Source organism: Sphingomonas sp. P4_D12 (assembly GCF_056401895.1).
Genome location: NZ_JBFUIL010000010.1, coordinates 21,868 through 46,032, shown reverse-complemented (window position 1 = coordinate 46,032; position 24,165 = coordinate 21,868). Strand labels below are relative to the sequence as shown.

23 protein-coding genes and 1 pseudogene are annotated in these 24,165 nt (G+C 65.4%); 8 read left to right on the top strand and 16 right to left on the bottom strand.

Annotation, left to right across the window (positions count from 1 at the left end):
* Window positions 1–71: 71 nt before the first annotated feature.
* From AC1DSD_RS18265 to AC1DSD_RS18250, 4 genes are read right to left on the bottom strand one after another with little or no spacing between them, the layout of a single operon-like run.
* Window positions 72–1,172 carry a glycosyltransferase family 2 protein gene (locus tag AC1DSD_RS18265; RefSeq protein WP_478032104.1) on the bottom strand — a complete coding sequence of 367 codons (1,101 nt, stop codon included), beginning with the start codon at window positions 1,170–1,172 and terminating at the stop codon, window positions 72–74.
* On the bottom strand, window positions 1,169–2,233 hold the full coding sequence (leuB, locus tag AC1DSD_RS18260; protein ID WP_478032102.1) for a 3-isopropylmalate dehydrogenase: 1,065 nt from the start codon (window positions 2,231–2,233) through the stop codon (window positions 1,169–1,171). Before leuB ends, AC1DSD_RS18265 begins: the two co-directional genes overlap by 4 nt.
* Before the next feature lie 33 nt (window positions 2,234–2,266).
* Window positions 2,267–2,878 (bottom strand): DNA repair protein RecO, encoded by a 612-nt coding sequence (gene recO, locus AC1DSD_RS18255; RefSeq protein ID WP_478032100.1) that lies wholly within the window; start codon window positions 2,876–2,878, stop codon window positions 2,267–2,269.
* Window positions 2,879–2,936: 58 nt separating this feature from the next.
* A complete protein-coding gene (locus AC1DSD_RS18250; protein WP_478032099.1) occupies window positions 2,937–3,422 on the bottom strand; it encodes a hypothetical protein in 486 nt (161 codons plus the stop codon).
* 325 nt (window positions 3,423–3,747) lie between these two features.
* On the opposite strand from AC1DSD_RS18250, the gene AC1DSD_RS18245 reads away from it, so the two are divergent.
* Window positions 3,748–4,551: an arginyltransferase gene (locus tag AC1DSD_RS18245; RefSeq protein ID WP_478032097.1), complete on the top strand. Its 804-nt coding sequence runs from the start codon at window positions 3,748–3,750 to the stop codon at window positions 4,549–4,551.
* Between the two features lie 23 nt (window positions 4,552–4,574).
* Here AC1DSD_RS18245 and AC1DSD_RS18240 read toward each other — a convergent pair whose 3' ends face one another.
* The 5 genes from AC1DSD_RS18240 to AC1DSD_RS18220 all read right to left on the bottom strand — a co-directional run bounded on the left by AC1DSD_RS18240 (window position 4,575) and on the right by AC1DSD_RS18220 (window position 10,842).
* Window positions 4,575–5,273: a transglutaminase domain-containing protein gene (locus AC1DSD_RS18240; RefSeq protein WP_478032095.1), complete on the bottom strand. Its 699-nt coding sequence runs from the start codon at window positions 5,271–5,273 to the stop codon at window positions 4,575–4,577.
* Window positions 5,273–6,208 (bottom strand): alpha-E domain-containing protein, encoded by a 936-nt coding sequence (locus AC1DSD_RS18235; protein ID WP_478032093.1) that lies wholly within the window; start codon window positions 6,206–6,208, stop codon window positions 5,273–5,275. The genes AC1DSD_RS18240 and AC1DSD_RS18235 overlap by 1 nt, the downstream gene beginning before the upstream one ends.
* A 157-nt stretch (window positions 6,209–6,365) precedes the next feature.
* Window positions 6,366–7,826, bottom strand: coding sequence for a circularly permuted type 2 ATP-grasp protein (locus AC1DSD_RS18230; protein WP_478032091.1), 1,461 nt, complete (start codon window positions 7,824–7,826; stop codon window positions 6,366–6,368).
* Window positions 7,827–7,969: 143 nt separating this feature from the next.
* On the bottom strand, window positions 7,970–8,806 hold the full coding sequence (bla, locus tag AC1DSD_RS18225; protein ID WP_478032089.1) for a subclass B3 metallo-beta-lactamase: 837 nt from the start codon (window positions 8,804–8,806) through the stop codon (window positions 7,970–7,972).
* Window positions 8,806–10,842 carry a protein-disulfide reductase DsbD family protein gene (locus AC1DSD_RS18220; protein ID WP_478032087.1) on the bottom strand — a complete coding sequence of 679 codons (2,037 nt, stop codon included), beginning with the start codon at window positions 10,840–10,842 and terminating at the stop codon, window positions 8,806–8,808. The genes bla and AC1DSD_RS18220 overlap by 1 nt, the downstream gene beginning before the upstream one ends.
* 79 nt (window positions 10,843–10,921) lie before the next feature.
* Here AC1DSD_RS18220 and AC1DSD_RS18215 point away from each other — a divergent pair, with 79 nt between their 5' ends.
* The gene (locus AC1DSD_RS18215) at window positions 10,922–12,562 is read left to right on the top strand and encodes an alkaline phosphatase family protein (protein ID WP_478032086.1); all 1,641 of its coding nucleotides are present in this window, start codon (window positions 10,922–10,924) and stop codon (window positions 12,560–12,562) included.
* The gene (locus AC1DSD_RS18210; protein WP_478032084.1) at window positions 12,559–12,912 is read left to right on the top strand and encodes a VOC family protein; all 354 of its coding nucleotides are present in this window, start codon (window positions 12,559–12,561) and stop codon (window positions 12,910–12,912) included. Before AC1DSD_RS18215 ends, AC1DSD_RS18210 begins: the two co-directional genes overlap by 4 nt.
* Window positions 12,913–13,020: 108 nt before the next feature.
* Here AC1DSD_RS18210 and AC1DSD_RS18205 read toward each other — a convergent pair whose 3' ends face one another.
* From AC1DSD_RS18205 to AC1DSD_RS18180, 6 genes and pseudogenes are all read right to left on the bottom strand, one after another.
* Complete coding sequence (locus AC1DSD_RS18205) at window positions 13,021–13,956, bottom strand: right-handed parallel beta-helix repeat-containing protein (RefSeq protein ID WP_478032083.1); 936 nt, start codon at window positions 13,954–13,956, stop codon at window positions 13,021–13,023.
* Window positions 13,957–14,256: 300 nt separating this feature from the next.
* Window positions 14,257–14,670, bottom strand: a complete 414-nt coding sequence (locus AC1DSD_RS18200; RefSeq protein WP_478032081.1) for a nuclear transport factor 2 family protein — start codon at window positions 14,668–14,670, stop codon at window positions 14,257–14,259.
* A gap of 85 nt (window positions 14,671–14,755) precedes the next feature.
* Window positions 14,756–17,416: a methionine synthase gene (metH, locus tag AC1DSD_RS18195; protein ID WP_478032079.1), complete on the bottom strand. Its 2,661-nt coding sequence runs from the start codon at window positions 17,414–17,416 to the stop codon at window positions 14,756–14,758.
* Window positions 17,417–17,516: 100 nt separating this feature from the next.
* Window positions 17,517–18,377 (bottom strand): annotated as a pseudogene (locus AC1DSD_RS18190) (homocysteine S-methyltransferase family protein); the annotation flags it as partial.
* Window positions 18,378–18,440: 63 nt separating this feature from the next.
* Window positions 18,441–19,379: a methylenetetrahydrofolate reductase gene (gene metF / locus AC1DSD_RS18185; protein ID WP_478032078.1), complete on the bottom strand. Its 939-nt coding sequence runs from the start codon at window positions 19,377–19,379 to the stop codon at window positions 18,441–18,443.
* Window positions 19,379–20,338, bottom strand: a complete 960-nt coding sequence (locus AC1DSD_RS18180) for an ArsR/SmtB family transcription factor (RefSeq protein ID WP_478032076.1) — start codon at window positions 20,336–20,338, stop codon at window positions 19,379–19,381. The genes metF and AC1DSD_RS18180 overlap by 1 nt, the downstream gene beginning before the upstream one ends.
* Window positions 20,339–20,441: 103 nt before the next feature.
* Here AC1DSD_RS18180 and AC1DSD_RS18175 point away from each other — a divergent pair, with 103 nt between their 5' ends.
* Genes AC1DSD_RS18175 through AC1DSD_RS18160 form a run of 4 tightly spaced genes read left to right on the top strand, consistent with a single transcriptional unit; the run spans window position 20,442 to window position 22,728 of the window.
* Window positions 20,442–20,741 (top strand): hypothetical protein, encoded by a 300-nt coding sequence (locus tag AC1DSD_RS18175; protein ID WP_478032074.1) that lies wholly within the window; start codon window positions 20,442–20,444, stop codon window positions 20,739–20,741.
* Window positions 20,741–20,938 (top strand): hypothetical protein, encoded by a 198-nt coding sequence (locus AC1DSD_RS18170; RefSeq protein WP_478032073.1) that lies wholly within the window; start codon window positions 20,741–20,743, stop codon window positions 20,936–20,938. The genes AC1DSD_RS18175 and AC1DSD_RS18170 overlap by 1 nt, the downstream gene beginning before the upstream one ends.
* Window positions 20,935–21,879: an aldo/keto reductase gene (locus tag AC1DSD_RS18165; RefSeq protein WP_478032071.1), complete on the top strand. Its 945-nt coding sequence runs from the start codon at window positions 20,935–20,937 to the stop codon at window positions 21,877–21,879. The genes AC1DSD_RS18170 and AC1DSD_RS18165 overlap by 4 nt, the downstream gene beginning before the upstream one ends.
* 24 nt (window positions 21,880–21,903) lie before the next feature.
* On the top strand, window positions 21,904–22,728 hold the full coding sequence (locus tag AC1DSD_RS18160) for a protein phosphatase 2C domain-containing protein (RefSeq protein WP_478032070.1): 825 nt from the start codon (window positions 21,904–21,906) through the stop codon (window positions 22,726–22,728).
* 65 nt (window positions 22,729–22,793) lie between these two features.
* On the opposite strand, the gene AC1DSD_RS18155 is transcribed toward AC1DSD_RS18160, so the two are convergent.
* Entirely contained in the window at window positions 22,794–23,198 is a 405-nt protein-coding gene (locus tag AC1DSD_RS18155) for a GFA family protein (RefSeq protein WP_478032068.1), read from the bottom strand.
* Window positions 23,199–23,284: 86 nt separating this feature from the next.
* Between AC1DSD_RS18155 and AC1DSD_RS18150 the strand changes: the two genes are divergently transcribed.
* Entirely contained in the window at window positions 23,285–23,974 is a 690-nt protein-coding gene (locus tag AC1DSD_RS18150) for a helix-turn-helix transcriptional regulator (protein WP_478032066.1), read from the top strand.
* The last annotated feature ends 191 nt before the right edge of the window (window positions 23,975–24,165 follow it).

Below are 24,165 nucleotides of genomic sequence, written 5' to 3'. Positions count from 1 at the left end.
GGCGCTTTGCGCCGCCGGCCGGGCTCGGCGCCGAGGCACGGAATAGCATCCGCTATTCCGCTGCGCCGAGCCTAATACCTCCCCCAAACAAACTTCGACGACAGCGCGTAATTCCACACCGCGCCGATCAACACGCCGACCATCGCCGACGCCGCCCAGCCGCTGTCGCGGAAATCGTGCAGGAACCCTGCAACGCCGATATTGGCGACTAGACCCACCGCGCAGACCGCGCAGAACGAAATCCAGCCGTCGATCAGTTGACGCACGCCTTTCAGCCGGCGGTCGCGATAAGTCAGCGCGTTGTTGAGGAAGAAGTTGCCGGTCATCGCCGCGACCGCGGCGATGATCTGGCTGGTCAGGAAATGCACGTTCAGTACGAACATCGCGAAGGTCAGCACCGCCATGTGCACGCCGACGCCGATCGCGCCGATCGCCGAAAACATCGCGAAGCGCACCGGGATGACGTTCCCGAACATGCGGTCGTAGAGCGCGATCAGATATTCCATCGCGACGACGTGATCGAGCTTGCTTTCGCCCTCGGTGCGGACGCGGAATGTGTACGGCAGTTCGCGGAAATGGAGCGGGCGCGGCGACCCGGTCATGATGTCGAGCAGGATCTTGAACCCGATCGCGGCCAGGCGCGGCGCGAGTTTGCGCACGATCTCTGTGCGGATCATGAAGAAGCCGCTCATCGGATCGCTGAGATCGGCTTCGAGCACATGCCGGGCCAGCCTGGTCGCCAGCGCCGATTTGGCGACGCGGTCCTTGTCCCATTCGCCTGTCCCGCCGCCATCGACGAAGCGCGACCCGATCACCACGTCGAGCGTGGCATCCCCATGCAGCGCTTTGACCATGGCCGGCAGGATCGTCTCGTCATGCTGCAGATCGCCGTCGATCACCGCGACCAGGGGCGCGGCGGTCGCCAGCATTCCTTCGATACACGCCGAGGACAGCCCGCGCCGCCCGATCCGCTGGATCACTCGCACGCGGCGATCGACCCTCGCTAGTTCGCGCGCCGCATCCGCGGTGCCGTCGGGACTGTCGTCATCGACGAAGATCGCTTCCCAGGCGATGTCCTTCAGCGCCTCGTCGAGCTTGGCGACCAGCACGGGCACGTTGCGACGCTCGTTGAACGTCGGAATGACGACCGCGAGGTCGAGCAGGTCGCTCACAGGCCGGCGAGGATCGCGTCGCCCATCGCCGAGGTCGACAGCGTACCGCCCAGATCCGCGGTGCGCGCGCCGCTCGCAATCGCCTTGCCCACCGCCGCGTCGATCCGGTCCGCCGCCGCCGCCATGTCGAGCGAATGCCTGAGCATCATCGCCGCCGACAGAACGGTCGCGCAGGGATTGGCCTTCCCCTGGCCGGCAATGTCGGGCGCCGATCCATGGATCGGTTCGTACATACCGAGGCTCGACCGCCAGCTCGACAGCGAGGCCGACGGCAGCATCCCGATCGACCCTGCGCACATGCTCGCCTGATCCGACAGGATGTCGCCGAACAGATTGCCGGTGACGATGACGTCGAACTGACCCGGATTGCGGACCAGCTGCATCGCGGCATTGTCGACATACATGTGGGTCAGCTCGATATCGTCATAATCCTCGGAGACCTCGTTGACGATGTCGCGCCACAATTGCGAGGTTTCGAGGACATTGGCCTTGTCGACCGAGCACAATTTGCCGCGGCGGCGGCGCGCGGTTTCGAACCCGACGCGCGCGATACGTTCGACCTCGGTCTCGTCATAGCGCATCAGGTCATGGCCCTCGCGCACCCCGCCGAGCCCGACGCGGCGGCCCTTCTCACCGAAATAGACGTCGCCGGTCAGCTCGCGGACGATCACCATGTCGATCGCGCGGGCGATCTCGGGCTTGAGCGGCGAGGCATCCTCCAGCCCAGGAGTCAGCTTGGCCGGGCGCAGATTGGCGAACAGGCCGAGTTCGCGGCGCAGCCCCAGGATCGCAGCTTCGGGGCGCAACCGGCGTTCGAGCGCGTCGAATTGCGGATCGCCGACCGCGCCGAACAGGATCGCATCGGCGCGTTTGGCGAGCTCAAGCGTCGATGCCGGAAGCGGGTTGCCCGCTTGCAGATAGGCTTGGCCGCCGACCGGCGCCTGCTCGAACGTCAAGTCGAGCGCCAACGCGTCGAGCACGCGGCGCGCTTCGGCAATGACTTCGGGTCCGATCCCGTCTCCGGGCAGCAAGACGATCAACGGCACGCGACTTCCTTTCATTCGACGCGGTCGCCTTTGCCGGGACGAACGCCGTCACGCAACCGCGCGCTTGAGCCTTTCGACCAGGCGCGCGCGCGCAGCCAATGCCTCGGCGCGGCGATCGGTCAACAGATGGGTCTCAATCTCGCGGCCCGTCAGCGCCAGCGCGGCGATGATTTCGGGCCAGCCGGACTCGCCGCTCACCGTCTGCGACTGGCCGAGGCCATAGCCAAGCTCGGCCAGCAGCAGATCCTCATACCGCACCAATGCCACCGCCCAGCCGCGCGCGGCGGGCGCCGCCTCGATCGCCCCGATCATGCCGTCGAGTGCACCATAAAGCCGTGGGTAAGCCTGGTTTTCGGGCAGCGCGATCGCGGTCAACGCGGTCACCCATTCCAGCGCGGCACTTGCCAATGGCTCGGAATAAAGTGGGGCGCGGCTGTGGATCAGTTCGACGGTCAGCCCGGCAAGCTGATCCTCGGTCCGCGCCCGCCACTCCCCCACCACGAGATTGGCCGGCTGCAACACCGGCCGCAGCGCCCGCGACCGCCCGCCACGAACATAGCCCGCGATCATCCCCGCCTCGCGCGTCAGGCAGCGCACCACGGCATTGTGCTCGCCATGCTGGCGGACCGACAGGACCAGGGCTTGCGCGCGAAGGTGCATGAGGCCGGGGTAGAGCGCGCGGCGGCGCTATGCCACCCCGAGCCTCAGGCAGTCCACGTTATTCCGCCGCCGGCCGCAGCACCGGCCCGGTCGCACGGCGACCGATTTCGTTCACATCATCCAGCGCCTGGACCAAGTCGCGATAGCGCGGCCTGGTGCGGCTTTGCTGCATCAAGGTCACGGTGTGGACGCGGCCGTTGACACGGCGCGTCAGCGCGCAGTCGATGCCGTCCATCACATAAGGCTTTTCCGGCGGCACTGTGCGTTGCTCGAAGCGCGCGAAGTCGAGTTCGCGCCAGATCTTGCTCACCTCGGCCTTGGTCGCCCGCGCCCGCAACACGCCATCCGACCGGCGAGTCACTTTCATCACCTGGCCATTGGCCAGAATCCGCGTCTGCTCATAGCGCCCGTCGAATCCACCGGTGCAGACGCTTTCGACATAATCGATTCCGCGCGGCGCGAACGGGAGAACGGGTTGCACGCGCTGCGCCGTCGCGGGGACGGCAAGTGGAACGATCAGGGCGGCAATCAACAAGCGACGCATCATCATCTCCTTAGAGTCCCTTGCAGCTACGCTGAGACGGTGCCGGGCCGGTGCCGCAACCGTTTCAGTTCCGCTGAAACAGAGCCGTCGCGGTTAATCAGGACTCCCTGAACCGAAGCTTGCGACAAAACGAATCGGAGCAGCGACGAGCCGCCTTGCGCCCGCGAGTCGCGAGGCCGTATTCTGTATCCGCAAGGCGGTTCGTCTCATTCTGGTGAATCATTAACCACCTTTCTTGGTAAAGCCGCTTTTCATCACGCCCCACTCGATTCATAGTGCGTTCCAGAGGCCGGATGGACCGGCGTCTGAGGGGACATATTCGTCGGTGACCGCGCCATTTCGTTTTCCGCGCTTTTTCGTGACATCGCCGTCGCCATGTCCCTATTTGCCGGGCCGGCAGGAGCGGAAGGTCTTCACCGAACTCAACGGCCCGCACGCCAGCGAACTTAACGACGCGCTCGGCCGGATCGGCTTCCGCCGCAGCCAGTCGGTCGCCTATCGCCCGAGTTGCGCGGGATGCTCGGCCTGCGTCTCGGTCCGCGTCGTCGCGCCCGAGTTCAAACCCAATGCGAGCCAGCGCAAATTGCTGCGCCGCCATGCCGATCTCGAAATCACCGCCTGCAATCCCTGGGCGACCGACGAGCAGTTCCAATTGCTTCGCCGCTACCTCAGCGCGCGGCACCCGGGCGGCGGGATGACGATGATGGACGACAGCGATTATGCCGACATGGTCGAGCAATCGCCGGTCAATTCGGTGGTCGTCGAATATCGCGAGCCAAGCCTGCATGGCGAACGCGGCCGGTTGATCGGCGCGTGCCTGACCGACCAGCAGGCCGACGGCCTGTCGATGATCTACAGCTTCTTCCTGGCCGATGAGGAAAGCCGCCCGGGCTTGGGCAATTTCATCATCATGGACCACATATTGCGCGCCCGCGCCGCCGGCCTGCCCTATGTCTATCTCGGCTATTGGGTGAAGGGATCGGCACGCATGGCGTACAAGACGCGCTATCGCCCGATCGAGGTGCTCGGTCCGTCGGGGTGGTCGTTGCTCGAAGACGAAGAGGCGAATTACGCTCCGCCAATCCACCCTGCCGAACAGGCGTTGGCGATTACCAGCGAGTTCGTCTGAAACCCTCCCTTTCGGGGGAAGAGCTAAAGCCTAATACGGCCCCCAATCACTGTCGCCACGCCGCTGAGATCGATCGCGCTGGCGACCCGTGCATGATCCTCGCCCGCGGACAGGCCAATCGCGGGATCGAAGCCAACCCAACCAACATCGGCGACATAGGCTTCGGCCCAGAAATGCGGCGTCGCGCCGCCATCGCGCGCGAAATAGCCCGACACGCATCGCGCCGGATAGTTCAAGCGCCGCGCCGCCGCGACGAACATCGCAGCCAGAACGTCCGCACCGGACTCCTCCGCACGGCGATGGAGCGCCACGTTGAGCAGATGCAGGCGATCGATATCGCCCTCCGCTTCGTCGATCGCGTCGATCGCGAGGGCGGCAAGGTCGGGCGCCTCCGCATTGCCGGACGATTGGCGCAGGAACAGCGACGGCGGCAAGGGTTCGGGGTGCGCCGCGCTGAGGATGCCGCTCGATGGACCGGTGAACACTTCGCCGCCGACATGGATCTCGATCCGGTTGAGCGGACCGTCGGCGTAGAGCATCGTCAGGATATTGCCATAACCGTCGCGCCCGACGTTGAGGCGGGCGTCGCAATCGGGACCGATCCGCCAGCCGGCGACGGTCTGGTCGTGATTGTCCTCCGGGGTAACGCGCAGCGCCAAGGTGACGCGCGGCAACGAAACGGGGAAGTCGACGATGATGGTGTGATCGACGACGATCCGCATCAGGCGAACTTGAACTGCCGCCCGATCGCGAAGTGCAGATCGGCATTTTCGGCAATGAAGGTCTCGAGATATTGGTGCAGCCCGCCCAGGATCACGTCGGCCGACCGCGTCTTCATCATCCGCGCGTGCCGCCCCCGCGCCATGCGATCGGCCTCGCCATGGTGCCCGGTGCGCTTGGCGAGGAGCGACAGCAATTCGACCGATTCCTCGACCGAGGCGGCCAGGCTGCGCGGCAGCTCGTGGCGCGCGATCAGCAAGTCGATGACGTTGGCCGGCGACAGGCCGTCCGAATAGAGCCAGCGATAGGCGGTCACTGCCGACACGGTTTGCAGGATGGTGGTCCATTGGTCGCGATCGACCACGCCGCCGACCGTCTCATCCTCGGGCAGCAGGATATGGTATTTGACGTCGAGCAGGCGCGCGGTGTTGTCGGCGCGCTCGATTGCCTGACCCAGCCGGATGAACCAGGTCGTCTGGTTGCGCAGCATACGGTGGATCGCGCCTTCGAACCCGCGCGTCTCCGCCTTGACCGCCTCTGCCAGGTTGAGGGTCGCGGTGGCGCCGCCGGGCGACGAGCGGCTGTCGAACAACAGCCAGGCGCGATTGATTCCGGTCCAGGCGTCGCGGGTCAGTGCGGTTCGCACTGCGCGCGCATTGGTCCGCGCCTTGTCGAGGCATCGCACGATCGACCCGGGATGGCTGGCGTCGAGCGTCAGGAAGCGCGCCACCGACTGCTGCCCGATCGTCGCCCCCGAGGCCTCGAACGCTTCCTGCGCGTCGATCACCGCGAGCGCGCTGGCCCACGCTATATCGCCAGCGGGCCGGGGGGAGAGGACGTCGAGGCGGACTGTTGCCTCGACCAGACGCGCGATGAAGTCTGCGCGCTCGACGTAACGGCCGAGCCAGTAGAGCGAGGATGCCGTGCGGGAGAGCATCAAAAATCCTCCCCATTTACGGGGAGGAGGACCGCGACGCGCAGCGGCGTGGTGGAGGGGGTAGGCCACAAGCGATGTAGACGTGGAGGGCCCCCTCCACCATTCGCTGCGCGAATGGTCCCCCTCCCCGTCCCGGGGAGGATTTGAGGATCGCCCCTCACGACTGCACCTGGAAATGCGCTGGCCCGTTGTCGAGCAACACGAAACTATCCTTGGTCCCGCCGCCTTGCGACGAATTGACCACCAGCGATCCCTCTCGCAATGCCACGCGCGTCAGCCCCCCTGGCACCACTTGCACGCCCTTCGATCCGGTCAGCACGAACGGTCGGAAATCGACGTGGCGCGGGGCGAGGCCTTGCTCGACCAATGTCGGCACGGTGGACAAAGCCAAGGTCGGCTGCGCGATGTAGCGATGCGGTTCGGCGATCAACGCCGCGCGGAACCGTTCGATCTCATCCCTCGACGCGGTCGGCCCGACCAGCATGCCGTAACCGCCCGATCCGTCGACCAGCTTCACCACCAGTTCGTCGAGATGCTCGAGAACATATTTCAGCGCATCGGGTTCGCGGCAGCGGAAGGTCTGAACGTTGGGCAGCTTGGCCTCGGCGCCCGTATAATAACGCACGATCTCCGGCATGTAGGAATAGATCGCCTTGTCGTCGGCGATGCCGTTGCCCGGTGCGTTGAGCAGCGCGACATTCCCCGCCGCATAGGCCGCGATCAGGCCCGGTACGCCCAGCATCGAGTCGGGGCGGAACACCAGGGGATCGAGATAATCGTCGTCGATCCGGCGATAGATCACGTCGACCTTCACCCGCCCGGCGATCGTCCGCATCCAGACGATATCGTCGTCGACCACCAGATCCGCCGCCTCGACCAGCTCGACCCCCATCGAATCCGCGAGAAAGCTGTGTTCGTAATAGGCCGAATTGAAATGGCCCGGCGTCAGCACGACACAGACCGGGTTGCTCCCCGTTCCCTGCGGCGCGACCGATTTCATCGTCTGGAGCAAACGGTCGGGATAGGAATCGACCGCGGCGACGCGGAACTGGCGGAACAATTCCGGGCACAGCCGCAACATCGCCTCGCGATTTTCGAGCATGTAGCTGACACCCGACGGCGTCCGCGCATTGTCCTCCAGCACGAAGAAATCGTCGGGCCCGGTGCGCACCAGGTCGATCCCGCAAATGTGCGCCCAGATGCCGTGCGGCGGCCGCATCCCGGCGATCTCGGGCCGGAATTGCGGATTGCCGAAGATGAGGTCCTCGGGGAGGACGCCGTCCTTCATGATCCGACGGGCGCCGTAGATATCATCGAGGAACGCGTTGATCGCCTCGACCCGCTGCACCAGCCCCGCGGACAGCCGCGACCATTCGTCGGCGAGGAACACGCGCGGTACGATGTCGAACGGGATGATCCGCTCGCTGGCATCCTCATCGCCATAGACGGCGAAGGTAATGCCGAGTTGGCGGAACGTGACTTCGGCCGATTGCTGGCGGCGCTTGAGCTCGGCGGCGTCGGTGGTGTCGAGCCATTCGCCGAGCGCGGTCAGTTCGGGACGAACGAGCGCAGCACCCGAAGTGCCCATGATCTCGTCAAACGCCGGCCCGATTCCCACCAAATGTCAAAGCCCCGCCAGGTGTCAGAGTTCCATGCTGCAATGGAATGCTGCGGCGCACAAGCATCACCGATAAGAAATCTGCGCGGGGCGCAGATTTCCGGTGATGCTCGGTGAACGAAGAGAGCCGCAGGGAAGCTACATCACTTAGCGATCGCCTGCTGCTTGAGCAGTTCCTTGTCGAACGCCGCCTTGGACTCCGCGACCATTTTCGGGAGCAGGCCCGGGGTCAGCCACTTCCCGCTCACCTTGCGTCCCATCACGTCCGACAGTTCGGGGTGTGCGGTCAGCACGATATCCGCCTTCATCGCGCCGAGCCGTTTGAAGCTCGCGCGGTAATCGGCAACGATGCCGGGATAGGTCTTGTTGCCGTAGAGCTTGTTGCCGGCAACCGACAGGCTGCACGGGAACACTACACTCTTTACGCCCACCTTCAGCTTCACCGTCGTGGTCCAGGTCGTGCATCCGCGTGTATGCCCGGCGGTCACCAATGCGGTCATGGTCACCCCGCCCAGCGCCACTTTGTCGCCGTCCTTGAGGTGACGATCGACCTTAACCGGCGCGAAGGTGCCGACATAATTCTGATCGCCGAAATGCTTGCCGTTCTCCAGCGCCCAGACGTCGCCTTCCATCGCGTCGAGCTTGGCGCCGGTATCGCGCTTCATCGCCGCGAGCCCGCCGGCATGGTCGAAATGCGCATGGCTGTTGAGCAGGATCTTGATGTCGGACAGCTTGAAGCCGAGCGCTTTGATGTTCGCCTCGATCGCCGGGACATTCTCCTCCATCGTCGCGTCGAGCAGGATCAGTCCCTTGGGCGTGGCGATTAGATAGGATGCGAGGCCTGCGGTCCCGACATAATAGATGTTGCTGGCGATGCGGAACGGCGCCGTCGGCTGAGTCCAGGCCGGCGGATCGTTCGCTGGCGCTGCCGCGACGAGCGCGAGCGCGGCGATGGTCACGCCCAGCATTCTGACGATCATCACAACTCCTCCAGCAGCGACTGGCTCAACACCTGTGGCAGGATACGCGGTTCGCCGCCGCCCGCGGGATAATAAAGATAGAGCGGCACGCCGGCGCGATTATGCGCTTCGATGAAGCGGCCGAGCACCGGATCGCCATTGGTCCAGTCTCCGACCAGGACCGCGACATTCTTCGCCTTGAACGAGGCATGGACGGCATCGGTGTCGATCGCGACACGCTCGTTGACCTTGCAGGTCAGACACCAATCAGCGGTGAAATAAGCGAAGACCGGGCGCCCTTCCGCGCGCAACTGGGCAAGCCGCGCCTCGCTGAACTTCTCCTCACCCGAGCCGACGACCGCCGCTTGGCTGGGATGATCGCGCACCAGCCAGACGCCCACCGCCGCGACCAAGGCCAGGATCACCAAGGCTACCGCGCCAAAGCCCAGGCCCTTCGCCTGCCGCCGCCCCGCCGCCCACAAAACGATCCCGGCGCCCAGCGAGACGAGCAGCGCCAGCGCCATGCCGTCGACGCCAGCCTGCTTGCCCAGCACCCAGGCAAGCGCGACCGCGGTCAACCACATCGGAATCGACAGGATGCGGCGTAGCGTATCCATCCACGCACCCGGCCTTGGCAGGCGCTTGCGCAGCGCCGGTGCGAACCCGAGCAGCAAGAAGGGCAGCGCAAGGCCCAGCCCCAAGCCTCCGAACACAGCGAGTGCGGCGGGCCAGGGCAAGATCAACGCAGCGCCAAGCGACGCCGCCATGAACGGTCCGGTGCACGGCGTCGCCACGAACGCGGCGAGCGCACCGGTGACGAATGCGCCGCTCGCGCTACCGGTTCGGTTGACGAAGCCAGGCACGGGCACCTCGAACACGCCGGCGAGATTGAGCGCGATCGCGACGGTTAGCAGCAACAGCAGCATGACGACGCGCGGGTCCTGCAACTGGAACGCCCAGCCCACCGCGCTCCCACCGGCTCGCAGCGCCAGGATCGCCGCACCAAGCGCCAGGCACACCGCGATCGCGCCGCCGGCATAAGCCAGCGCCTCGTGCCGCGCCGCGCGCTCGTCGCCGCCGGAACGCGCCAGACTCAATGCCTTGAGGCTCAGGATCGGGAACACGCAGGGCATGACATTGAGGATCAGCCCGCCCAGCACGGCGCCGAGAAACGCGAGCAAGGCTGTCGACCAATCGCTCCCACCGGCAGTCGCAGTCGGCGCCGGAACGACGCCGGGGGCCGCCGTCAGTGCCAGTGCATGACCGTCGATGCTCAGCACGCCCTCGATCGGGCCCGGCGCGCCCTTGCCCTTGGTCGTGACGATCAGCCGATCGCCGTCGCGCACCACTTTTTGCGGTTCGGCATAGTCGATCGCATTGGCAGTAATCGGATAGAAATAGGCCCCTGCCCCGGCGGCGCCCGCCGGATAGGGGATCGCGATCCGCACCGCGCCGCCTTGCGCCTGATAGGTCGCGCGCGATCCCAGCGGCTGCGGCAATGCGCGCCTCCATTGCGCGAATTGCGGCGCCAGCGCCTGGTCGGGCTGCCCGTCGCCGACGGCCAGCTCCGTCGCGAGATCGGCCTGTTCGGGAACGCACAAGGTTTTGGTACAAACGAGATATTGGAGGTGCAGCTTGATCGGCAGCCGGGTTCCCGTCGCCAATCCCTGGGGCACGGTCAGCGGTACGATCACCGCATAAGGCTGCTCGAACACATAGTTCATCAACCCGGCGACGATCAGTTGCTGCGGCGCCGGATAGCGCGGATCGGCCGCGGTCACATTGCTTGGTAGCGTCCAGGCGAATTTCGCCGGAAATCCGGCGTCGCCCGGATTCTGCCAGTATCCATGCCAACCCTGCTGCGGCCGGCTATCGAGCGCGAGGTTGATCGTGCTGCCCGCTTTGGGCGTGCTTGTCTCCGCGACGAGCTGGATTTTCAGATGCGGCGGCGGATCGTTCGCCGGATCGCCTTGCGCGGACGCCGGAGCGGCCCAGGCGAAGATCGCCAGCATCATCGTCAGCATCATTGTCACGGGGACGAAACCGAACGCGCGCATGCGACCTCTTGTACCTGACACGTCCGCCCCTTAGCGGTCCTTCATCGCCTCGCCCAGCCCGCCAGCGGAGTTTCCCCCGATGCGCCTTGCCAAATTCGTCCCGCTCGCCCTCGCGCTCGTCGCCGCGCCGCTCGCCGCACAGGACGCCCCGCCGGCCGCCGCACCCGCCAAGGCGCCACCGCCGAAGCTCGTCGTGGTGATCTCGGTCGACCAATTCTCCGCCGATCTGTTCGCCGAATATCGCAATCGGTTCACTGGCGGGTTCAAGCGCCTGCTCGACGGCGCGGTTTTCCCCGCCGGATTCCAGAGCCATGCCGCAACCGAAACCTGTCCCGGCCATTCGACGATCATGACCGGCGATCGCCCGACGCGGACCGGGATCATCGCCAACGAGTGGTACGAATGGACCGGCCCGCGCCCCGGATCGATCTATTGCGCCGAGGATCCGTCGAAAGGCTCGGCCAAGGACTATGTCGCCTCCGACATTCACCTGCGCGTGCCCACGCTCGGCGAACGAATGAAGGATGCCGACCCCGACGTCCGGACGGTGTCGATCGCGGGCAAGGATCGCGCCGCGATCATGATGGGCGGGCACAGGGTCGACCAGCTCTGGTTCTGGCGCGACGGCAAGGGCTTCATTTCCTATGCCGGCCGCGCCGAGCCTGCCGCGGTGACCGCCGCCAACGCCGCGACGAAGGCCGAGATCGCCAAGCCCGGCGCCGCGTTCGCCGAGCCCGATTGGTGCAAGCCGGTCGACCGCGCAATGGTCGCCAACGGCCAGACCGTCGGCGCCGGCCGGTTCGAACGGGCCGCCAATGTCGAACCTAAATGGAAAGCCTCGCCCGCCTTCGACAGCGCGATCGTCGGGCTCGCCACCACCATGGTCCGCGACATGAAGCTCGGGCACGGCAAGTCGACCGACATACTGACGATCGGCGCTTCGGCGACCGATTATGTCGGGCACACCTACGGCACCGAAGGGTCGGAGATGTGCATCCAGCTCGCCAATCTCGACCAGACACTGGGCAAATTGTTCGCCGCGCTGGACAAGACCGGCGTCGACTATGTCGTCGCGCTGACCGCCGATCATGGCGGCAACGACATTCCCGAACGTGAACGTGAACGTGCGATGCCGATGGCCGACCGTGTCGCGCTCGCACTGACGCCCAAGACCGTTGGAGAGGTGATCGCCAAGGACATGGGGCTGACCGGTCGCATCCTGTACGGCGTCACCAATGGCGACGTCTGGATCGACCCCAAGCTGACCGGCGACCAGCGCGCCAAGGTGCTCGCCGCCGCCGTCGCGCATTACCGCGCCGATCCGCAGGTTGCCGCGGTCTATACCCAGGCGGAGATCGCCGCCGCGCCGCTGCCCGAAGGCCCGCCCGAGGGCTGGACGTTGCTCCAGCGCGAGCGCGCCTCGTTCGATCCTTCGCGGTCGGGCGATTTCGTCGTGTTCCTGAAGCCGCGCATCACCGCGATCCCGCCCGGCGATTATCCCGGCGCGGTGGCGACGCACGGATCGCCCTGGGATTATGACCGCCGCGTGCCGATCCTGTTCTGGCGCAAGGGGATGAAGGGGTTCGAGCAGCCGCTGTCGATCGAAACGGTCGACATCATGCCCAGCCTGGCCGGCGTACTCGGCTTCGCGCTCAAGCCGGGCGATGTCGACGGCCGCTGCCTCGATCTCGACGGCGGCACGGGGAGCACCTGCCCATGAGCTACGCGATGCGCCGCGTGATCATCTTCACGCACAATTTCGCCGCGATGCGCGACTTCTATCGCGACATGTTCGGGCTGGAGGTCGTCGAGGGGGACGATGGCTGGGCCGATCTGGCCGCAGGCGGCTGCAACATCGCGATCCATGCCGCAGGCAAAGGCGTCAAGATCGGTCCCGATTTCGAGGGCCCGCACAAGATCGTCTTTCACGCCGACGATGTCGCCAAGGCACGCGAGGATCTGGTGTCGCGTGGAGCCAAGATGGGGCCGGTCAAGGTGTTCGGCGATCTCCATCTGTGCGACGGCGACGATCCCGACAAGAACCGGTTTCAGCTGTCTAATCGGCCTTAAAACGATCCGCTTTCAGTGCTCCTGCGAAAGCAGGAGCCTAGGGTCGCAAGCGATTCCCTCTGTAACCCTGGGCTCCTGCTTTCGCAGGAGCACTTAGAGTAACGACCTTCAGCGCTCCTCGTATTTCCGGATGCCCGCCGCCAATTGGTTCTCGCCCACCTCCAACCGATCACGTCCGACATTGGCGACGAACGCCGGGCTCTTGGCGAAATTGGGCGCGAGGGTCGCGACATTGTCGACGACTTTCAGCCCGGTGGACGGATAGGTCCGCCCTTCCGCCGCGACGACGATGAAGCCGGTCCAATTCTCCTTGTTCGGTCCGTCGGCGAAGGTGTTGCGCGCGATCAGTCCGGTGCCGCCTTCCGACAAGTCGATCATGTAATTGGTCTTGCGGCCCTGGCTGTCGTCGAAGCTGTTGTCGGTGATCGACAGATTGGGCACCCGCAATTTGACGTAATGCCCGCCGGTGCCGCGCTCGAAGCGCGAGCGCGTGATCGTCACCGATCCCTTGTTCGCGAGATAGATCGAATGCGAACAATCGACCGTCTCGTCGCACTGGCCGAGCCCGGAAAAGGTCGAGCGGTCGATGACGATCTGCTGGCCCGCGGGCTGGCCGCCGAGAATGCCTTCCTGACTGTCGAGGAACATCGAGTTGCGCACGGTCAGGTTGCCCATCTCGGTGCGGATGCCGGCGCCGTTGCCGTCCGACACGCGCATGTTGCGGAAAACGATGCCGTCGACGACCGACGACAGTCCGCGCAGCACGAACGCCGCTTTGCCTTCGCACGCCTCGCCGTCGAAGATCACCTTGCCCGGTTCGGCCGCCTTGAAGGTGATGTTGCCGCCCGCCTGGACGGTGCATTGGTGATAGACACCGGGCGCGATCACGATCGTCGCGGTGCCCATCCGGATCGACTGCACCGCATCGTCGAGATTGGCGAAGCCTTGCCCGGTTTCCTGCACGGTGAACGGCGCGGCACCCGGCTCGGCCTGGAGGGGTGTTGCGGCGAGTAACGGGAGCAGGGCGAACAGGGCAGGGCGCATTGGGAGACTCCTTCGCGCGTGGCTATTCTACGCTCGGCGTGCCGACAGAAGGGCGAATGACGGTTAATTCCGCCTTTCCGCTGCGCGTGATCGCCTCAGATGTGAATCACGTCGAGCGATGACCCAATGGGAGACAAATTCCTTCTCCCCTTGTGGGAGAAGGAGGGAGCGCCGAAGGCGCGGAAGGATGAGGGGGGGTCTGCGAGGTGGCTGAGAGTCCCCCTCACCCTTCCGCCGACTACGTCGGCTCCCTCCCTCTCCCACAAGGGGAGAGGGAAAGAGTTGCGCAATCCCCGCGCACTACCCAGCCGCCATCGCACTCGCGGCCATCTGCGCCATCGTCGCGGTATCGGCGAACTCGACCAGCGACACCGCCTTCAAGTCGTCGTCCAGCGTCCAGATGTCGCATATTTCGGTGACGTCTCGCTCACCGCCGCGTGCGGAGACATCGATACGCCAGTGCATGAAGACGGTATGATCATTCACCGCGACGTGCAGCCGCTCCATCTCGTGGAAAGTGAAGAGGTCGATCAACTCGTTGATCGCGCCCAGCGCGTCGACCGGCCCCACATCGAATCCCATGACATCGCTTCGGCCGACGAGCCGAAAGGTGGCGCCCGGCGCAAAACGCGTGGCGAGCGCTTCCTTGTCGCCCCGTTTGCGCGCGGCATAAGCGGCGTCGATTGCTGCGAGCACGGCATCACGATCGGCCATTAGTCCCTCCCCATTTCTATCGGGGGAAGGTTACCAGCCGAGGACCTCCGCATCCACGCGAGATGCCTCCGTTTCGGACGCGATCTCAGTCGAGATTGGGCCGCAGCCACCGCTCGGTCGTCGGCAGGTCCGTCCCGCGCCGCGCGCCATAATCCTCGACCTGGTCCCGGCCGATCCGCGCGACGCCGAAATACTCCGCCTGCGGGTGACCGAAATAGAAGCCGCTGACCGCCGCGGTCGGCAGCATCGCGAAGCTTTCGGTCAGGCTGATACCCGTCGCATGATGCGCGTCGAGCAGCTTGAACAATATCGGTTTCAGGCTGTGGTCGGGGCACGCGGGATAGCCCGGCGCTGGACGGATACCGCGATATTGCTCGCGGATCAGCGCCTCGTTGGTCAGCTGCTCGCCTTCGGCATAGCCCCAGAGCGTGGTGCGGACATGCTGGTGGAGCCGCTCCGCCAGCGCCTCGGCGAAGCGGTCGGCAAGCGCCTTCAGCAGGATATCGGAATAATCGTCGATCGCCGCCTTGAACCGCGCGAGATGCGGTTCGATGCCGTGAATCGACACCGCGAAACCGCCGAGCCAGTCGCCCGCCGGGTCGACGAAATCGGCGAGGCACATATTGGGCCGGCCTTCGCGCTTGGCGATCTGCTGGCGCAGGAACGGCAGACGGACATGGCTCTCGTCGTCGGCCATGTTGAGGAAATCGAAGCTGCGCAACTGCTCGGCGGTCCAGTCGCCCTCGGGTGCGACCACGACATCGTCCTCATAACGCGCGCACGGCCACAGTCCGACCACAGCTCGCGCGGTCAGCCACTTTTCCGCGACGATCTTGTCGAGCATCTTGTTGGCATCGGCAAACAACGACCGCGCGCTTTCGCCGACGATCTCGTCATCGAGGATCTTGGGATAAGTGCCGGCAAGTTCCCAGGCGCGGAAGAACGGCGTCCAGTCGATGCATTCGCGCAGGTCGCTCAGATCCCAATCGGCGAAGACATGGCGGCCGGGTTGTTTCGGCGCCGACGGTTTCAGCGCCATGTCGGCCTTGAAGCCATTGGCACGCGCCTGCGCCAGCGGCAGCAGCTCATTCTGCCCCTTATTCTCGCGCGACTTGCGCACGGCGGCATAATCGTCGGCGATCTTGATGACATAATCGTCGCGTTGGGTGTCGGACACCAGCGTGGTCGCGACGCCGACCGCGCGACTGGCGTCGAGCACATGGACGACCGGACCGTCATAGGCGGGCGCGATGCGCAGCGCGGTGTGCACCTTCGACGTCGTCGCGCCGCCGATCAGCAGCGGCATCGTCATCTTGGCGCGTTTCATTTCCTCGGCGACGGTGACCATCTCGTCGAGGCTCGGCGTGATCAGGCCCGACAGGCCGATCATGTCGGCATCGTTCTCGTTCGCCGCCTCGAGGATCTTCGACCACGGCACCATCACGCCCAGATCGACCACGTCGAAGCCGTTGCACTGGAGCACCACGCCGACGATGTTCTTGCCGATATCATGGACGTCGCCCTTGACGGTCGCCATGATGATCTTGCCCTTGCCCTTGGCGCCCGGCTCCTTCTGCGCCTCGATGAAGGGCAGCAGATGCGCCACCGCTTTCTTCATCACGCGCGCCGACTTCACCACCTGGGGCAGGAACATCTTGCCCGATCCGAACAGGTCCCCGACGACGTTCATCCCGTCCATCAACGGACCTTCGATCACTTCGATCGGGCGCGCGGTCTGTAGCCGCGCTTCCTCGGTATCCTCGACGACATATTGGTCGAGGCCCTTGACCAAAGCGTGTTCGAGCCGCTTGTCGACGGTCCAGCTACGCCATTCCTCGGCCGCCTTTTCGGCCGCCACATCGGTACCGCGGAACTTCTCGGCAAGCGCGACCAGCCGTTCGCCGGCATCGGGATCCTTGTTGAGGATGACGTCCTCGCACGCCTGGCGCAACTCGGGATCGATCGTGTCGTAAACGTCGAGCTGGCCGGCGTTGACGATCGCCATGTCCATGCCCGCGGGGATCGCATAATAGAGGAATACCGAGTGCATCGCGCGGCGTACCGGCTCGTTGCCGCGGAACGAGAAGCTCAGGTTCGACAGGCCGCCCGAGATATGGACGTGCGGGCAGCGCTGCTTGATCTCGCGCGTCGCCTCGATGAAATCGACACCGTAATTGTTATGCTCCTCGATCCCGGTCGCGATCGCGAAGACGTTGGGGTCGAAGATGATGTCCTCGGGGGGAAAGCCGATCCCGGTGAGCAATTTGTACGCCCGCTCGCAAATCTCGACCTTGCGCTCTTTGGTATCGGCCTGGCCGACCTCGTCGAAGGCCATGACCACGGCCGCGGCGCCATAGGCCATGCACTTGCGGGCATGTTCGAGGAACTGTTCCTCGCCTTCCTTCATGCTGATCGAATTGACGATCGGCTTGCCCGACACGCATTTCAGCCCCGCCTCGATCACCGACCATTTCGAGCTGTCGATCATCACCGGCACGCGCGCGATATCGGGCTCGGCGGCGATCAGCTTGAGGAAGGTGGTCATCGCATGGACCGCGTCGAGCAGGCCTTCGTCCATGTTGACGTCGACCACTTGTGCGCCATTCTCGACCTGCTGGCGCGCGACCTCGACCGCCTTGGCATAGTCGCCGGCCATGACCAGTTTCTTGAACGCCGCGGAGCCGGTGACGTTGGTGCGTTCACCGACATTGACGAAATTGGCGGAGGAAGGCGTGGTGGTCGTCATTATTTTCCCAATTCGTCATCCCAGCGAAAGCTGGGATCTCACGCAGCAGACGCGCGCTATCAATCAAAGACCCCAGCTTTCGCTGGGGTGACGGTTGCGCTCAGGCGGCCATGATCATCGGTTCGAGGCCCGCGAGCCGCGTCCGTACCTCGGGCGTGACGATCTTGCGCGGGGTCAGTCCCTTCACCCCATCCGCGATCGCCTTGATGTGCGCCGGCGTCGAGCCACAGCAGCCGCCGAGGATGTTGACCTGTCCGGCTTCGGCCCATTCGCCGACCAGCCCGGCAGTGGTCGCCGGCTCCTCGTCATAGGCACCGAGTTCGTTGGGCAGGCCGGCATTGGGATAGACCATGATCAGCGTGTCGGCGATCCCGCTCAACGTCTTGACGTGCGGCCGAAGCTGCTCGGCGCCGAACGAGCAATTGAGCCCGATCGTCACCGGCTTGGCATGGCGCACCGCATGCCAGAACGCCTCGACCGTGTGCCCCGACAGGTTGCGGCCCGACAGATCGGTCAAGGTCATCGACAGCATGATCGGCAAGTCGCGGCCAAGCGCCTCGCCCGCCTCGATCGCTGCCATCACGCCGGCCTTGGCGTTAAGCGTGTCGAACACCGTCTCGATCAGCACGAAATCGATCCCGCCTTCGACCAAAGCGTCGATCTGTTCGCGATAAACGTCCTTGAGATAATCGAAGTCGATCTCGCGATAGCCGGGATCGTTGACGTCGGGCGACAGCGACAATGTCTTGTTGGTCGGCCCGATCGCGCCGGCGACGAAGCGTGGACGGCCGTCCTTGGCCTCGAACTCGTCGGCGATGGCGCGCGCCATCTTGGCGCTTTCGAGGTTGATCTCGCGGACCAGATGCTCGGCGCCGTAATCGGCCTGGCTGATGCGGTTGGCCGAGAAAGTATTGGTCTCGGCGATATCCGCGCCCGCCTCGAAATAAGCGCGATGAATCGAGGCGCGGCCGAGTTGACGGGCGCGAGATAACTTGACGGCCCCGGCCTYCGCCGGGGCGACGACCTAAGCCGCTTCCGCTTTCGCCGCGTCCTTGGGCCGGATCCCCAGCAAATGGCAGATCGCGTAGCTGAGCTCGGCGCGGTTGAGCGTGTAGAAATGGAAATTGCGCACGCCGCCCGCATAGAGTCGCCGGCACAATTCCGCGGCGATCGTCGCCGCCACCAATTGGCGCGCCGCCGGATGATCGTCGAGCCCATCGAACAGCCGTCCCATCCAGCTCGGCACCGCGGTGCCGCACATCGCCGACATGCGCTGGACGCTGGCGAAATTCATCACCGGCATGATGCCCGGAACGATCTCCGCGTCGATGCCCGCCGCGGCGAGCGCATCGCGATAGCGGAAGAAGGTCTCCGCCTCGTGGAAGAACTGGGTGATCGCACGGCTGGCGCCGGCATCGAGCTTGCGCTTGAGATTGTCGATGTCCGCCGCCGCATCGGGCGAGTCCGGATGGCATTCGGGATAGGCCGCGACCGAAATCTCGAACGGATGGAGCTTGCGCAGCCCCGCGACGAGATCGGCGGCATTCGCATACCCGCCAGGATGCGTGGCATATTTCTCGCCCGCGCGCGGCGGGTCGCCACGCAGCGCGACGATGTGCCGCACGCCGGCGTTCCAATAATCATCAGCAACCTGATCGATCTCTTCCCGGGTCGCCTCGACGCAGGTCAGATGCGCGGCGGCCGGGATATTGGTCTCGCGCGCGATCCGGGCGACGGTCGCATGCGTGCGCTCGCGGGTCGAGCCGCCGGCGCCATAGGTTACCGAGACGAAGCGCGGGGCAAGCGGGCTCAGTGTCTGCAGCGACTCCCACAACGTCTCTTCCATCTTCTCGGTCTTGGGCGGGAAGAATTCGAAGCTGACCTGGGCATCGCCCGCGACATCCGCGAACAACGGACTCGCCAGCGCCAGCCGCGCCTCCGCCATCTGCTTGACCGAAACCATTACGCTGCCTCCGCTATACGCGCCGGCGCGCCTGCCTTGCGCGCCAGCCACAATTTCACCGTCAGTTCGCCGCCCTCGAGCGTCTCGGTCCGCACCGGCGCGAGCCCCGCCTGCTCGAACCAGCCGAGCATCTGTTCGTCCGAAAAACCGAGACGCGCATGCGCGTCGCGAATCCGCAATTCCTCGCGTCCGTGCGGCGCGAAATCGACGATCAGCAACCGGCCGCCGGCATTGAGCACGCGCGCCGCCTCGGCGATCGCCGCGTCGGGCGTCTGCGCGAAGTGAAGAACGTGGTGCAGGATCGCGAGGTCCGCCGTGCCGCTATCGAGCGGCAGCGCGTAGAGATCGGCCTGGCGCAATTCGGTATTGTCGAGCCCGCGCTCGGTCAGTTTGGCGCGCGCCAGCCGGAGCATTTCGGAGCTGCGGTCGATGCCGAGCGCATGATCGGCCTGACCGGCGAACAATTCGAGCATGCGGCCGGTGCCGGTGCCGATATCGACCAGCCGCTCGACCCGGGCATCGCCGAGCACCGCGGCCATCGCCGCTTCGACCTGTTCCTCGGCGATGTGCAGCGAGCGGATCGCGTCCCACTCGCCGGCATTACTCTCGAACCAGCCCGCCGCGTGCGCCGCACGGTCGGCGCGCACCGCCGCCAGCCGTGCCGCATCGGCTTCGGCGCGGGCATGCGCGCGGTCGCCTTCCCAGGCATCGAGCGCGATGCAGAGCGGTGCGGCGACATCGCGCGCGCCCATCGCGACGAACACCCAGCTGCCTTCCTTGCGGCGCTCGACGATGCCCGCATCGGACAATATCTTCACATGCCGGCTGACTCGTGGCTGGCTTTGTCCCAGCACTTGCGCGAGTTCGCCGACTGACAGCTCCATCGAGCGCACCAGCGCAACGATCCGCAGCCGCGTCGAATCGGCAAGCGCGCGGAAGATGTCGAGAGCGTTCGGCATGTCAGATAGAGATATAAAGATATCTTTATATGCCGTCAACGCGTTGCGCGCGGAACGGGGCGGCGGTAGCGGTGTTTTCGATCAATTCCGCAGGAGAGTATAGATGACCAAGGCTCCCAAGACACTCGCCGTGTCGCTCGCGATCGTCGCCATGCTCGGCATCGCCGCGTGCAGCCAAAAGGCGCAGAACGAAGCGGCGCAAGCGGCCAACACCATGGCCGGTGACGCCAATGCGACGATGGCGCGTGCGGTCAACACCACCGACGCCGCGGTCGATTCGGCGCTGGGCGCCGCCGAGAACCACATGGATGCCGCATCGAACAAGATGGACAAGGCGACCAAGGACGCGAAGAAGGATGCCGGTCAGGCGCTGAAGGATGCCGGCAACGAGATCGAGGATTGATGCGCGCTCGCGTCGCTTTCGCCGGCCTCGCCCTCATGATGGGCATGGTGGCGTGCTCGAGCCGTGACGATACCGGCGGCGTATCGGCCGACGACCAGCGCGCGTTGAATGACGCCGCGGCGATGCTCGACGCCAACACTGCCGTGCCGGCCCAGCCATCCGATCCAACGCCGTCCGACCAAGGAAACGCGCAATGACCGATCTTCGCCGTCTCGGCGCCAGCCATCTGCATACGCCCAAGCTCTGCCTCGGCGGTAACGTGTTCGGCTGGACCGCGGACAAGGCGACCAGCTTCGCCGTGCTCGACGCCTTCGTCGATGCCGGCGGCACGCTGGTCGACACAGCGGACGTCTATTCGGCTTGGGTGCCGGGCCACAAAGGCGGCGAATCGGAAAACGTGATCGGCGAGTGGATCAAGTCGAGCGGCAAGAAGATCGGCGTCGCCACCAAGGTCGGCATGTTGCCGAGCGCGGCGGGCGAGAAGCTCGCGCCGGCGCGGATCGCGGAGGCGTGCGACGCGTCGCTTCAGCGGCTCGGAGTCGAGCAGATCGCGCTCTATTATGCCCACCAGGACGACGAAGCGACGCCGCAGGAAGCGTATATGGAGGCGTTCGCCAAGCTGGTCGCGGCGGGCAAGGTGGCGGTACTGGGCGCGTCCAATTTCCACGCCGCGCGGCTCAAGTCGGCCAACGACGTCGCGCGCGCCGCCGGTCTGCCGCATTTTCAGGTGCTGCAGCCCGAATACAATCTGGTCAGCCGGCACAAGTTCGAAGGCGAACTGCAGGATTATTGCGTCGAATATAATATCGGCCTGCTGCCTTATTACGGCCTCGCCTCGGGCTTCCTGACCGGCAAATATCGCTCGGCCGACGATCTCGGCAAGAGCGTGCGCGGCGGGCGGATGACCGCCTATCTCGAGGGCAAGGGCCCCGCGGTTCTGAAGGCGATGGATGAGGTGGCGGCGGAAACCGGCGCGACATTGGCGCAGATCGCGTTGGCCTGGCTCGCCGCGCAACCCGGCGTCACCGCGCCGATCGCCAGCGCGACCAGCGTGAAGCAACTCGAGGAATTGCTCCCGGCGATGGACCTGACGCTCAGCGCGGACCAACTCGACAAGCTCGACGCCGCCGGCGCCTGACTCCTCCAAAGCGAAGCGGCGAGCATGCATCTCGACCTGATCCAGTCGCTGTCGATCGCCGGCGATTCCTCCAAGGCGAATGACGACCGCGCCGGCGCGGGCCACGCTTGTGCCTGGGTGATCGACGGCGCGACCGATCTCGGCGAACCGGGGCTGCTCGGCAATCGCGGCGGCGCGGCGTGGATCGCGGCAGAGGCGGACCGCGCCTTCGCCGCCGCCCCGGAGGACGGATCGATCGAGCAAACGTGCCGCACCGTGTTCGAGCGCGTCGCCGCGGCTTTTGCCGAGCAACGCACCCGCACACCTGAAAGCTGGGAGCTGCCTTCAGCCTCGTTCCTCGCGGTTTCGATTGGAGAGAATGTGATCGATTGCGCCTGGCTCGGCGATTGCGCGGCCCTGCTGATCCGCGATGGCCAGGCAACCCGGATCGGGCCGCAGCGCGATATCCGCGACGACGAAACCGATCTCGCCCGTAGCGTCGCGCATCACGGCCTGGGATCGGTCAAGCGCGCAGCGCCGGTGCTCGACGTACTGCGGACGGCGCGCAGCCGACCCGATCGCCTGGTGCTCGGGGTCGATCCGGCGGGTGCCGAGCACATCTATTATTCGAGCCAGCCTTGTGTAGCCGGTGACGAATTGCTGCTGATGAGCGACGGCTTTGCTGCCGTCACCGATCTCTATCGCCTGATCGAACAAACGGCGCTGCCCGACCTGCTCGCCGATGGCGGGCTATCCGGCATTGCCGCGCAACTCCGCGCCGCAGAGGCCGAGGACTCCGAATGCATGCGCTGGCCGCGCTTCAAGCAAGGCGACGACGCAACCGCGATTTGGCTGCGCGTCGCGGCGTAATTCTTGGTCAGACCGAACCCGTCGTCGCCCGGACCACACGGGCCTTGCTGGCGCGCGAATAAAGATCACAGGTGGGACGTAACGGCCGGCGGTTCCCACCAGGCATTGTCGCGCCCGTTGGCGAAATTGACTGGCGCCTCCGCCAGGTCCTGATCGCTGACGTCGTCGAGGCAATTGACGTTGACCGATACGTAATCGCCGCCGATCGCCTCGACATAACCATCGCCGAACGACGCGACGCCGCAGGTCTTGCAGAAGCGGTGATGGCCGGATTTCGTCCCGAACTGATAGTCGGACAGATTGTCGGCGCCCGACAGCAGCCGGAACTGGTCGGGCTTGAGCAATGCACCCCAGGAGCGGCGCTTGGTGCAGATCGAGCAATTGCATTTCCCGGTGCCCGCGGCGAGATCGATATCCGCCTCGAAACGCACCGCGCCGCAATGGCAACTACCGTGATAGGTCTTCAACATCCCTGATCTCCTGTCGTTCACAGGAATCGACTTACTGCCACCCTGCTGCCACCATGCTGTCAGCATCGTGCAGCTAAAGAGCGGAAATGCGACGCGCCGACCGCCTGTTCCAGATCGTCCAGATCCTCCGCCGCGAGCGGCGGCCGATCACTGCCGAGGCGATCGCCATCGAGCTCGAGACCTCGAAACGCTCGGTCTATCGCGATATCGCCGCGTTGATGGGCCAGCGCGTGCCGGTGCGCGGGGAAGCCGGGATCGGCTATGTACTCGACGACGGCTATGACCTTCCGCCGCTGATGCTGACATCCGAAGAGGCAGAGGCTGCCGCGCTGGGCGCGCAATGGGTCGAAGGGCATGGCGATCCCGCCTTGGCGCGCGCCGCCCGCGACCTGCTCGCCAAGATAGCCGCGGTCGTGCCGAACGACATGGTCCCGCTGATCACCGATGCCGTGGCGCGCACCGCGCCGGGCTGGCGGATCGCGCCGGACAGCGTCGATGCCAGCCGATTGCGCACCGCCATCCGCAGCGGCAGCAAGATCCGCCTCACCTATCGCGACGAGCAGGACCGGGTCAGCGAGCGTATCGTCTGGCCAGTCGCGATCGGCTATCTCGACGCCGCGCGGCTGCTTGCCGCCTGGTGCGAGCTGCGCGAGGATTTTCGATCTTTCCGGCTCGACCGTATCGTCGCGGCGGATGTCCTGGAGGAACGTTATCCGGTGCGGCCGGCTGCGCTCAGGGCGCAATGGCTCGATCGCTTCCGCGACGGCGCGGCGTAAGTCGGCGCGGTGTCGCCTTGCCCTTCCGGTCTCTCTTTAAAAAACGAAACGGCCCGGAGGGGCTACTTCCTCCGGGCCGTCCCTGGTTCGCCGCATGCGGGGGCTGACGCGGCGAACGTCGCGGCCAGGCCGCGATTATATTGTTGCCGGTAACGCCGCGGCAAAGCCGCGTCGTCAGTCGGGGCTGTGGC

Coding starts and splice junctions, on each gene's coding strand:
- AC1DSD_RS18200 (WP_478032081.1), bottom strand. CDS start 14,670: ATGGCCGATCGTGATGCCGTGCTCGCAGCAATCGACGCCGCTTATGCC.
- AC1DSD_RS18175 (WP_478032074.1), top strand. CDS start 20,442: ATGACCAAGGCTCCCAAGACACTCGCCGTGTCGCTCGCGATCGTCGCC.
- AC1DSD_RS18150 (WP_478032066.1), top strand. CDS start 23,285: ATGCGACGCGCCGACCGCCTGTTCCAGATCGTCCAGATCCTCCGCCGC.
- AC1DSD_RS18235 (WP_478032093.1), bottom strand. CDS start 6,208: ATGCTCTCCCGCACGGCATCCTCGCTCTACTGGCTCGGCCGTTACGTC.
- AC1DSD_RS18220 (WP_478032087.1), bottom strand. CDS start 10,842: ATGCGCGCGTTCGGTTTCGTCCCCGTGACAATGATGCTGACGATGATG.
- AC1DSD_RS18165 (WP_478032071.1), top strand. CDS start 20,935: ATGACCGATCTTCGCCGTCTCGGCGCCAGCCATCTGCATACGCCCAAG.
- AC1DSD_RS18240 (WP_478032095.1), bottom strand. CDS start 5,273: ATGCGGATCGTCGTCGATCACACCATCATCGTCGACTTCCCCGTTTCG.
- recO (WP_478032100.1), bottom strand. CDS start 2,878: ATGCACCTTCGCGCGCAAGCCCTGGTCCTGTCGGTCCGCCAGCATGGC.
- AC1DSD_RS18205 (WP_478032083.1), bottom strand. CDS start 13,956: ATGCGCCCTGCCCTGTTCGCCCTGCTCCCGTTACTCGCCGCAACACCC.
- AC1DSD_RS18170 (WP_478032073.1), top strand. CDS start 20,741: ATGCGCGCTCGCGTCGCTTTCGCCGGCCTCGCCCTCATGATGGGCATG.
- AC1DSD_RS18210 (WP_478032084.1), top strand. CDS start 12,559: ATGAGCTACGCGATGCGCCGCGTGATCATCTTCACGCACAATTTCGCC.
- AC1DSD_RS18155 (WP_478032068.1), bottom strand. CDS start 23,198: ATGTTGAAGACCTATCACGGTAGTTGCCATTGCGGCGCGGTGCGTTTC.
- AC1DSD_RS18215 (WP_478032086.1), top strand. CDS start 10,922: ATGCGCCTTGCCAAATTCGTCCCGCTCGCCCTCGCGCTCGTCGCCGCG.
- metH (WP_478032079.1), bottom strand. CDS start 17,416: ATGACGACCACCACGCCTTCCTCCGCCAATTTCGTCAATGTCGGTGAA.
- AC1DSD_RS18180 (WP_478032076.1), bottom strand. CDS start 20,338: ATGCCGAACGCTCTCGACATCTTCCGCGCGCTTGCCGATTCGACGCGG.
- metF (WP_478032078.1), bottom strand. CDS start 19,379: ATGGTTTCGGTCAAGCAGATGGCGGAGGCGCGGCTGGCGCTGGCGAGT.
- AC1DSD_RS18160 (WP_478032070.1), top strand. CDS start 21,904: ATGCATCTCGACCTGATCCAGTCGCTGTCGATCGCCGGCGATTCCTCC.
- AC1DSD_RS18250 (WP_478032099.1), bottom strand. CDS start 3,422: ATGCGTCGCTTGTTGATTGCCGCCCTGATCGTTCCACTTGCCGTCCCC.
- bla (WP_478032089.1), bottom strand. CDS start 8,806: ATGATCGTCAGAATGCTGGGCGTGACCATCGCCGCGCTCGCGCTCGTC.
- leuB (WP_478032102.1), bottom strand. CDS start 2,233: ATGAAAGGAAGTCGCGTGCCGTTGATCGTCTTGCTGCCCGGAGACGGG.